Source organism: Roseateles sp. GW821-FHT09H10 (genome assembly GCF_059415865.1).
On the sequence record NZ_JBWKOB010000007.1, the window covers coordinates 273,648 to 285,622 of the forward strand.

Below are 11,975 nucleotides of genomic sequence, written 5' to 3' on the forward strand. Positions count from 1 at the left end.
TTCAATCGACCTGCGCAGCTTCACAGAGTGCGCATCGACGGTTAGGCCTGAAAGCAAAAACGGGGGCAATCGCCCCCGTTTCGTTCAAGCTCAGGCCGTCCCCGACACCGCCAGGCCGGTATGCCTGAACGACTCCGGCTCCTGCACCATAGCAATACCTGCACCCGACGGGTTAAACGCCGCCATCGCGCCCACAAGTGCTTGCGCCTGCACGTTGGTCAGCACCGTTCCGTCATTGAAGCGGAACTCCTCGACCCGGTTGTTGGCACTCAGGTACCAGTCCTGGATCGTCAGCGCCTCGTTGGTGCTCTTGATGGTGGCCACCAGCGCATTGCCGCTCTGTGTGAACTTGATGTCGGCTTGGACAATGCCCACACCGAATCGCACCAAGTCCTTGACGTTGGCCGTGGCATCACTGTCCACGATCAGGTCGGAGCCGTAGCCCACGCCGAACCAGTAGGTGTCGGCACCTGCCCCGCCATTCAGCGTGTCGTTGCCGGCCTTGCCATCCAGGGTGTCGGCGCCGGCGTTGCCGATGAGCGAGTTGTTACCCGCGTTGCCGGTCATCACGTTGTCGCCGGTGCTGCCGGTGCCGTTGATGTTGCCGGTGCCGATCAGGGTCAGGTTCTCGACGTTTGCCGCCAGGCTAGGAAGCGTGACCGAGGTCATGATGGTGTCGGTACCGCCGCCCGAGGCTTCGGTGACGACGTCGGCGGTGGAGTCCACAAATATGACGTCATTGCCCGCGCCGCCCACCAAGGTGTCGGTGCCTGCACCGCCATCCAACGTGTCGTTGCCGTCGCCGCCACTGAGGTTGTTGGCCCCGCTGTTGCCGGTCATGACGTTGGCCAACGTGTTGCCCGTGCCGTTGAGGTTGGACGTGCCGGTCAACGTGAGGTTCTCGACGTTGGCGACGAGCGTCGTCAGCGTCACCGACGACATGATGGTGTCCGTACCGGCGCCGGAGGCTTCGGTGACGACATCGGCCGTGGCGTCGACGTAGAAGGTGTCGTCACCCAGGCCGCCCACCAGGGTGTCGGTGCCAGTGCCACCGTTTAGCGTGTCGTTGCCGTCACCGCCACTGAGGTTGTTCGCACCGCTGTTGCCGGTCAGCACATTGGCCAGCGTGTTACCTGTAGCGTTGATGTTGGACGTGCCTGTCAGCGTGACGTTCTCGACATTGGCAGCCAGCGTCGCCAGCGTCACGCCGATCTGGATGGTGTCGGTGCCCTCGCCTGCCAGCTCAGTTGCAACATCGGTTGCCACGTCGAACACGTAGATGTCATTGCCCGCGCCACCGATCATGGTGTCGTTACCGGCCTTGCCGTCCAGGGTGTTGTCCCCCGCGTTGCCGCGCAGCGTGTTTGCCACGCCGTTGCCGGTCGCGTTGATAGCGGCCGTGCCCGTGAGGGTGAGGTTCTCGACCTCGGCAGCCAGCGTGTAGGTGGCGCTCGCCTCGACGGTGTCCGTGCCGCCGCTGGCGGCCTCGTTCACGACGTCGGCCGTGTTGTCTACGACATAGGTGTCGTTGCCTGCACCGCCCACCATGGTGTCGATGCCAGCACCGCCGTCCAGTCTGTTGGCGCCGCTGTTGCCGGTCAGCGTGTTGGCCGCTGCATTGCCTGTGCCATTGATCGCAGCAGTCGTCGTCAGCGTGAGGTTCTCCAGCTCGGCGCCCAGCGTCCAGGTGATGCTGGATTCCACGGCATCGGTGCCACCCGCAGCCAGCTCGGTGATGACGTCGCCGGCGTTGTCCACCACGTAGGTGTCGTTGCCTGCGCCGCCGATCATCGTGTCGATGCCTGCGCCACCGTCGATACGGTTGGCACCGCTGTTGCCGGTGAGAACGTTGCCCAGTGCATTGCCCGTGGCGTTGATGGCGTTGGAGCCGGTCAGCGTCAGGTTCTCCACGTTGGCCGACGACAAGGTGTAGGTCGCCGAGGAGCTGACGCTGTCGGCGCCTTCACCAGACGTTTCCGTGATCACGTCGGTCGTGGCATCGACGACATAGCTGTCGTCGCCCTTGCCGCCCACGAGCGTGTCGGTGCCTGCGCCGCCGTCCAGGGTGTCGTTGCCGTCACCACCGTTGAGGGTGTTGGCACCGCTGCCGCCCGTGAGGATGTTGTTCAACGCGTTGCCGGTGCCATTGATAGCGGTGGAAGCCGTGAGCGTCAGGTTCTCCACCTCGGCGCTAAGCACGTATGTGACGCTGGACTCCACGCTATCCGTGCCGCCGCCAGACACTTCGGTGATGGCATCGGCACCGTTGTCGACCACGTAGACGTCGTTGCCAGCACCACCGCTCATGGTGTCCACACCCGAGCCGCCATCCAGGCGGTTGTTGGCGCCGTTGCCGGTCAGCCTGTTGGGCAGGGAGTTGCCGGTCGCATTGATGTTGGCCGAGCCCGTCAGCGTCAGGTGCTCGACGTTGCTGGGCAGCGTGTAGGTCGCCGACGAGGTGACGCTGTCAGCGCCTTCACCCGAGGCCTCGGTGATGACATCAGCGGTCACATCGACCACATAGGAGTCGTCACCCGAGCCGCCGATCAGCGTGTCGGTACCAGCGCCGCCGTCCAGCGTGTCGGCTCCACCCAGGCCAGTGAGCCTGTCATTGCCTTCCAGGCCGAACATCCTGTCGTTTCCGCTTCCGCCGGTCAGGCTATCAGCTCCGGAAGTGCCATTGAAGGTTGACAGCTGATTGAGCATGAAGGCTCTATCCCACGTCGTGCCATCCGAGAACCGGACCAACGACAACGGCGCGTTGGCGTACATGAAGCCTGCAATCAGCACCGCGTCAGAGGAGCCGTTGACGGTGAGGCGCAAATCGACAGTACCGCTCTTGGAAATCGTCACGTCGGCCGGAGCGATCCCAGATGCGAAGTGCAACTCATCCGAGCTACCGTCGGGCGCGTTGTTGTTGATGGTGTCCGAACCGTCGCCACGCGCGAATCGATAGATGTCATTGCCGAGTCCACCATCAAGGCTGTCATTGCCAGCTCCACCCTCCAAGATATCAAGGCCGTCGTAGCCTTGAAGGGTGTCGTTGCCGGCAAGACCCGACAGCGAGTCGTTGTCGACCCCGCCATGCAAGCTGTCAGCGCCGGACGTGCCCACCAACGTGTCATTGCCAGCGTCACCGGCCGCGAAGGTTGCACTCAGGCTGTCATTGCCGTCGCCCCCCCAGACCTGGTCGTTGCCACCTTCACCCAGCAGCGTGTCATCGCCTGCGCCGCCAGACAGGTAGTCGTCACCAAGACCACCGCGAATGTCGTCGCCACCTTCATCGCCATGCAGCGAGTCCGCGCCTGCGCCCCCAAGCAAAGTGTCATTGCCTTGTCCGCCAAACCCGAGGTTGAAGAACTCCACCCCGGTATTCCTGACGTCAATCACATCGTTGCCGTCGCCGCCATAGAGCGTGTTCGACCCGTCACCGCCTTCGAGGACGTCATCGCCACCGCCGCCGTACATCGTGTCGTCGCCGGCCAGGCCGCGCAAGGTATCGGCCCCAACCGTGCCACGAAGCAGGTCAGCTCCGGCAGATGCTTGCCCGGTTGGATTGGCCAACATGGAAGCAATGCCTGCAGCATCGACAGTCGTGCCGTCGTCAAAAATGAGTTTGACCACTTGAGTTGACGACTGGACAGTGATGCTGTCGGCGCTTTCTCCGAAGCCAAGCACATAGCCCGAATCCTGCGCAGTGAACTTCACGTCCACCAGGGCCCATCCACCAACGCTGATCCAGACAGATCGGCCGCTCGTCAGGACGTCGGCACCGTCGCCTCGCTGAAAGCGCACCGTAGGCAGCGCAACGGTAGTCCTATTGGCGCTGTACACGTTGATCGTGTCGTTACCGAGGCCTCCCTCCAGCCAGTCGGCACCCGACCGGGACGTCAAGGTGTCGCCCCCGTCTCCGCCCAACAACGTGTCGGCGTACTCGTTGGGATAGCGCGTTGATTGTTGGTCGGACAAGGAGTCGTCGCCCGCTGCGCCATTGACCACGCTGCCACGGCCGCTGCCGATCAAGATATCGCTGCCTGCACCGCCCAAGAGCGTCGACGCTCCCATCTCCGAGCCCATCGAGAGGTACTCGATGTTGGCGAAGTCAGATACGCGGTAGGTGCCGACAACGCCCGTTCGCAGAATGATGGTGTCGTTCCCGCCACCAACACCCTCTACTGCTGTATCGCCAATTCCCAGCACGTAGGTGTCGTTGCCCATGCCGCCGGTCAAGACGTTGGCGGCGCTGGTTTCGGTGCCGTCGAGGACGTTGTCGGCTGCATTGCCAGTCCCCTTGATGGCGCCAGCGCCCAAGACGATCTTGAGGTTCTCAAAGCCTTCCGCAAGCGTCCAGTCAACACTGGTCTCCACGGTATCGACACCGCCGTTGATCCCCTCGACGAGCACATCTTGGGCGTTGTCCACCACATAGATGGTGTCCTTGCTGGTGCCAATCAGGGTATCTGCTCCAGCCCCTCCGTCCAGACGCACAGCAGCGGTATGAACCTCCGCGGAAGCATCAATGACGTTGTTCCCGGCATTGCCAGTCAGCTCGCGCGGGATCACCGCGTTGCTGCCGTCGTACCGCGTCAGCCACGTCGACACGGCGATCAGGTTTTCGACATTCGCATCAAGTGTGTAGTAGTAGCTGTCCACACGAACCGTGTCGACGCCTTCGTTGGCGTTCTCCACGACGGTGGCGGAGGACGAGGACGTGGAATACGGACCGATGGTGAGATCGTAGAGATCGTCGCCCGCCCCGCCCTTCAGCGTGTCCTCGCCGCGCCCGCTGAATAGTTGGTTGTGGCCAGCGTTGCCGATGATCAGGTTGGCAAGCGAATTGCCCTTTCCCCACAGATTCAGCATGCCGGTGAGCGTCAGGTTGTCGACGTTGTCGGGCAGCGCAAAGGAGGTCGAGCTGGTGACCGAGTCGACACCCTGATTCACACCTTCGGTGATCCAGTCATTGGTGTGGTCGACCGTGTAGCTGTCGTTGCCCGCCGTGCCGGTGAACTCATTGCGCACGGGTGAACCCGATGCGTGGGAAGCGATATAGGCCTGATCCCAGACCGTGCCGTCCGCAAAAGCGATGGACTCAACCGTCTTGCTGGAGACGTCGAAATGGCCGGCCACGCGCATCTGCACGCGGCCGCCATCCAACATCAGGACCAGATCATCGCTGTCATGGAACAGCGTGACGTTGGCTGGCGTGATACCTGCATCCAGAACGATCCGATCGTTGCCGCTGGCTTCGTTGACGGTGTCGTATCCGGACTGACGGCCGAACACATAGACGTCGTCCCCTTTCCCGCCATTCAGGGTGTCGTTGCCGGCACCACCATCCAGGCGATCGTTGCCTGCGGCGTCGCCACTGAAGTCATCTCCGTCCAGTCGATCGTCGCCGGCACCGCCCAGCACGGTGTCGTTCCCCTCTTCTCCGTAGAGCGTGTCGTTGCCCGCGCCCCCGTCGATGGTGTCGTCGCCCGCCAAGCCGTGGACATAGTCGTTTCCGCCTCTGGCGTTGATGTTGTCACCCCAGGCAAAGCCATGAATCCAGTAGCTATCGTCGCCTTCGGTCAGATTGTTGATCTTGGCTCGCGAGACGATGTCGCTGAGCGTCCAGACCGTGCCGTCCTGGAACCTGAACTCTTCCACTCGGTTGTCTGGCGAATCCTTGAAATAGCCCTCCAGACGGATCAGCCCGGAACCATTCGGGCCTCGGTACTCCAGGGTCAGCGCGTAGTCGAGGCCATTGAGGACTTGAACATCGCTTGGCGTGACGCCGGCAGGCAGCCTCATTGCATCCATGCCACCCGAATCGCGAATGGTCGTGGATTCGGTGACAACGTAGGTGTCATTGCCCTGGCCACCATCCATGATGTCGCCGTTGGTGAGCGTGTCGTCGCCCGCACCGCCACTGAGGCTATCTTGCCCGCTGCCGCCATCCAGCGTGTCGTTCCCGACCCCGCCTATCAGGGTGTCGAAGCCGTCACCACCTGAGATCGCAGACCCGCTCTGGCTGGCGACAAGGTAGTCATTCCCCGAAGTGCCGCCATGGAGCTTCTGCAGCACCTGCGCACCCGTCCAAACCGTGCCATCGACGAACTCGACGCTGATCCGGTTGAAGTAGTCGTCCGTGTACTCGTAGAGGAACTGACTGAGTGTGAAGCTGTCGGCCGTACCGGCAATCACGAACTTCAGATCTCGGCCGAGAGTTCCATCAGACTTCACCAGAAGATCTGCTGGCAGAACCCCAAGCTTGAGGCGGATGGTTGAGTCTTCGGGCAGCATTCCCTCGACCGTATCGGCGCCATCGCCTCGGCCGAAGACATAGGTGTCATTCCCCTGGCTGAGTGCGAGCCAGTCGTTTCCTGCACCGCCAGCCAGCGTGTCGTTGCCACCGTTGCCGTACAGACGGTCGTCTCCGCTACCGCCGCTGAGACTGTCATTGCCATCGACACCCCAGATCGTGTCGTTCCCGCCTCGGCCGTCCACCGTTTCGTTGGCAGCAGTGCCTACGAAATTGTCGTCACCGTCCGTCAGGTCGGAAGCAACCCTTTCCAGAATCGCTGCAGCATCCCATTGCGTGCCATCGTCAAAGACGATCCGCTGAATGGCCCAGCCTTGAGAGTGCGCTCTGACGGTCACGCTATCCGCGCCGATCCGACTCCGCACCACGAGATCGCTGCCCGATCGCGTGATCAGGATGTCAGAAGCCAGGACACCACCCTCGATGCGCAGCGTATCGATGTCTTCTGGCAAACCGACGGTGCCAATGAGAATATCGTTGCCAAGACCAGGGCGCCAGACAAATGTGTCTGAGCCATTGCCGCCCTCCAACGTGTCGTTGCCCTCATCGCCGGCAAGGTAGTCATCGCCCGATTCCCCGGCGAGCGAATCATCCCCTTGCCCGCCGCTCAACGAGTCATTGCCGTCTCCGCCCTTCAGCGAGTTGTATCCGCTGTTTCCGGTCAGCGTATCGTTGCCGCTCCCACCTCTTGCCTTCTCAATCAGAGTTCCAAAGCCGATGAAAGCCTGGTTCTCCGCCAGGATGCTGTCCGCCTTCGATCCTCGATAGATCCACGAGCCTGGCGTGAGATTCACGTTGACGTCCAACGTCTCGGAGCGAACGTCAAACGTATCAGAGCCACTGCTGTCTTGAATCCAACGCTGGCTAAAGTTGTGAGTATCGTTGCCCGTCTTGATTGAAGTCGCGACGCCATAGAGGTACTGCAGTGCTGCCACATCAAAGGCGGCCAGCGAAGTCGCAGGACCACCTGACGAGGTGTACGACATCACGGTGTTGGCCGTCGTGTTCTCAGCATTCGGCAGCACGGGCGGCTCGAACGGATGCTTGAGACCGAGAGCGTGGCCGATCTCGTGCAGCAGGACTTCGAAACCCTCGCTGCCCACAGCCAGCGAGCCGCTGGTCACGAACTCGTTGAACTCGTTTTGCCTCTGCGCTGAGAAAAGTTCGCTGTTGAGATGGATCTCGCCGGTGGTTGGCGATGCGTAGCCAGCAAATGCGCCAAACCCGCCGGCCTCCAGATCGTCGAGCTGGAACGTCAGGTCTGCCGTGGCACCGTCAGCAAGCTCTGTGAAGTTCAAGTTCAGAACTGCGCTGAATCGCGACAGTGCATCTCGTACGGCCTGCTTCTGCGAGTCGTCGAACAGATAGACGCCGGTGTACTCAGGCCCTGCGAAGTTCGCGAACGAGTAGCTCAGAGAGTGCTTGCCGGCAGCTTTCACCTCTTCACGGGTCAGGAGCGCGTTGACAAAGTAGATTGCCTCCAGCCCCGCGTAGGGATCGGGCGGCACGTCGGTCGGCGCAGGGGCCATCGCCAAGATCTCACTGGTACCCCAGACCGTGCCGTCTTCAAAGCGGATCTCCGCGATGGCAGCTTGAACCTCACCGGAGCCTTCGTTGCCCGCTTCAGAGCCGGGCGAACCCACCCCGTAGGCCTGTCCGCTGTAGTAGCCCTTCACGGTGACCTGGTCGTCGACCCCGTACTTGATGATGAGGTCGCCGCCCGATGGCTTCAGTTCGCGGACATCGCTGCTCGAGAACTTGAAAACGATGATGTTGCGAGAGCCCTTGGCACCATCGTCGTAAATGGTGTCTTGCCCGTCTCCCTTGGCGAACACATACATGTCGCCCTGGCCGCCGCCCCAGAGCTCGTCCGTGCCCGCGCCGCCTTCGACGATATCGGCGCCGTCAACCTCGGATGCCGCACCGTCGCCATAAAGGCGATCGTTTCCGGATCCGCCTCGCAGGTTGTCGTTGCCGCTATCCCCAGACAAGACGTCTTTGTCCTCGCCCCCGTCCACGATGTCATCACCATCGCCGCCGTAAATGATGTCGTCACCCGAGCCACCCAGCAGCAAGTCACCGCCGTCATCGCCATAGATGCGATCCTTGTCGGCACCACCATCCAGGTAGTCACCTCCATTGCCACCCCAAAGCGTGTCCTCCCCGCTCTCGCCGAAGCCGTGGTCGTCGCCTTCGCCGCCGAAAGCTACGTCGTTGTTCGTGCCGCCAAAGAGGTAGTCATCGCCATGGTTGCCCCACAGTGAATCGTTGCCCGCGCCCCCCTGCAGATAGTCGCCCCCCATCTGGGCTTTGTCCATCGCCGGCGGGTAGTCTTTCGTACCGTGCAGGAGAGTCGCGTCGCCAAAGAGCTTGTCGCCAGCCTCACCACCAATGAGCACGTCCGCGCCATAGCCGCCTACGAGAAGATCCTCAGCGTCACCGCCGTCCAGCAGATCGCGGCCAGCGCCGCCCGAGAGCTCGTCCTTGCCTTTGCCACCGTACAACTCGTCGTTGCCGTCATACCCAACGATCAGATCGTTGTCGTCCTCACCAAAGAGCTTGTCGTTGTTGTTGGCACCGTAAAGAACATCGTTGCCGACACCACCGTAGAGTCGTGCACCTTCAATGTTCGTGCCCGGCTCGAGGAGAGCGTCGCCCTGGAAGTACAGCGTGTAGGCCTTGGGCTTGCCAAAATTGCTGCTCGGCGCCTCGCTGTAGTTGCCATTGCGCCGGACGAACTCCGGATCGCCGAGCGTTATCGTCATCTTCAGCCCCGGCTCCAGACTCGCCTTGGCGGTGTTCGAGTCGTGCCACCACAAATAGCTGGTTAGGCTTTCAGTCACGCTCTGTTCAGCTGTGAACTGGAAGTTGAACTCTGCCAGCTCGGGATGGGCGACGGAACGCCTAAAGCCATTGACGGAGTAGAAGAACTCCTCCGCCGAGTTGCCATCCCACAAGAAGCCAGGGTTGATATCACTCCAGAAGATCGCGGGCTCGCCTGTGGCGGTCACTACGCCACGCACAAGATTGATCGAACCACCCGCGCGCAAGATGTCGTTGCCCGCTCCTCCAAGAGCGACGTCTTTGCCTTCGCCGGTGTTGATGAAGTCCGTGCCCTCTCCGCCCTCCAGCCAGTCGTCACCGTCCGCGCCCCCCAGCATGTCGTTGCCCAGCCCGCCTAGTAGAAAGCTGCTGCCTACCTTGGCGATGATCAGGTCATTCCCTGAGCCGCCGTCGGCGGCATCGCTGTAGGCCGCATCAACGCCCTTGTTCTCCTCGCGAGTAGGAAGGCCTGGAGTGGCGACGGATGGCCGCTCCTTCGTTTGCGCCTCGCCGGTCAAAGTGATGCCGTACCGGCCGGGCTGCCAGTTGCGAAGGTAGATGGTGTTGAGGTTGTCACCTGCCCTGCTCAGCGAGAGGGTCGTTGAACCGCCCAGGTCGTACTTGCGGATCTCAAAGCCGTTGTCGGCCAGCCAGGCCATCCTGGGAGCGTCGTAGACCGCCCTGCCGAGAGTCCCTTCGGTGAACTCGAAGGAGCTGCCGGTCTGGCTGTCCTCCAGAAGGTCGACGCCGAAATCCACCTCTTTGTAGACATAGGTATCGCCGCCCTCGCCGCCCTTTAGGTAGTCGGCACCCTTGCCACCGCTGATCAAGTCATTGCCGGCACCAGCGTCAACATAGTCAGCGTCATCTTCTCCCTTGATGACGTCGTATCCCGCACCACCAAGGATCGAGTCGTTGCCAGTTCCTCCGTCCAGTGAGTTGTCGCCCTGGCCGCCAATCAGGATGTCGTTGTTCTCACCGCCGTAAAGGAATGTGCTGCCGGTTCCCCCCTTGACTTCGAGAATGTCATTTCCACCTTCACCCCTCAGCGTGCTTGTGTCAGAACCGCCTTGGTCGAAGAGGTAGTCGTTGTCGGCACCACCATACAACTTGTCGGTGCCCGCACCACCGTTGAGAAAATCCGCGCCGCTACCGCCCGTTAACTCATCATTTCCTGAGCCGCCAATCAAGACGTCCGCATCTGCGCCACCATCAAGCGCGTCATTATCTGCGCCCCCTTGAAGAAGATCCTCTCCCGCCCCCCCAATGAGTTCGTCGACGCCATTGCCGCCAATCAGCGTATCAATTCCCGACCCACCGTCAAGTTTGTCGTTGTCATCGCCCCCTTCGAGGCGGTCATTACCTCCGAGGCCAGAGAGATTGTCCGCACCTTTCCCGCCATACAGCCGATCGCCGTAACGGTCTTCACCTACTCTGACGTTATCACCTGTCGTGCCAAAGTAGATTTGGCTTTTAAATGGTACGGCACCAACAAAAACCGTCTTGAACGTCGCCAGATCCGTGTATTCGGCGTTCTCGCTGATCGGCAGCCCAACGATTACCCCTCCCTCATCTTTCGCATTTCTTTCAGCCAAGAGGTTGTACATCTTGGCTCGATCCTTCAGCTCCTGATCAGTGACATGCAACGCATCAAAGTTTTTGGCTGCGATGTTGGCCTTGTCAGCCAGCCATTCGTCATACGCACCTTGGTTCACGGCATAAAACGCTGCAGCGCCTGGCGCATTGTTGTTGGCAATTCGCAAGGAGAAGGGCGCTCCATAGACCAGGGACAAGTAGGCGGCGAAGTCCACCCGCGCCACTTCCGGGTCGTGAGAGAGAGAGATGCTGACCAATCCAGCAGATCGCTTTAACGTATCCCAGCTCGTCTTCAATTGGTCAACATAAGCATCCATATTGGTCGCCGGGGCGAGCGACTGTCCGCTAAGGATTTTCATAAGCATTCGCAAAGTCGTCGAAGCCTCTGCGAGTCGGCTACTGCCGTCATCAAGCCACGACCCAACTTCAGCTTGACTTAGTGCCTTAAGCGCCTGACTCAACGCCAAGGAGGAATCTACGGCACGTAGGACCTGCAGTGCAGGCCCCATCGAAGCATGGTTAGCGTAAAGGCGCGAGTAAGTTTTCTGGTCTTCCAATGACCACTTCGCAGAGCCAAATCCCATCTCATCAAGAATTCCTGCGCTCCACCTCATCATCAAATCATTCTCAGCTGCCTTCTCCTGTGAGCCGGCATAAGCCCCCATAACCGCGGCTCCCAAGCCGAGGGCAGCGGTCCCTACCGCGATAGTGATCAGAACTGGAGCAGAGAGTACCGCTGCACCTGCCGCTGCGCCTACAAACGCAGCGCCAGAGACAAGGCCGGACAAATCTCCGACAATAGACCAAATCAGCGATGTATTGACCCCTGTCCCTTTATCAAGCTCGGCCTTGACTTTGCCCAGATTGTTAACAAGGCTCGCCATACCAATACCGGCCCCGTACAAGGGGGAGATCTTTGCCATCATGGCGATCAAAGTCTCCGCAACCTTGGCCGCATTAATGGATGCGTCACGAAGTTCTTGAGGATCCTTAACTTCGCTATTAACGTAGTTCTGAACAGCCGAGAAACCACCATACAGGTCAGCCGGCGAGACGTGCAATTTGACAACGTGCTCAAGGCCTTCGGTGTTCGAGGTGGCAATTAGGCTTTTTGGAATTGGCATGCTATTTCCTCCTGATAATTAATATTCTTGCGAAACGATACCCTCAGAGGCCACAGATCCAAGGGACACGAAAGTTGATAGAATCTTTTACGTGAGCGCGCAACCCCAACAATAAGCAACCGACG

At 60.6% G+C, this 11,975-nt stretch carries 1 protein-coding gene; it reads right to left on the reverse strand.

What is annotated here, in order from left to right; all coding sequences use genetic code 11:
* Positions 1–90 precede the first annotated feature (90 nt).
* The gene (locus AC07OY_RS27270) at positions 91–11,850 is read right to left on the reverse strand and encodes a calcium-binding protein (RefSeq protein ID WP_495045743.1); all 11,760 of its coding nucleotides are present in this window, start codon (positions 11,848–11,850) and stop codon (positions 91–93) included.
* Positions 11,851–11,975: the final 125 nt, after the last annotated feature.

Bases quoted from the DNA above. Each gene is read 5' to 3' on its own strand.
- AC07OY_RS27270 (WP_495045743.1), bottom strand. From the start codon at position 11,850: ATGCCAATTCCAAAAAGCCTAATTGCCACCTCGAACACCGAAGGCCTT.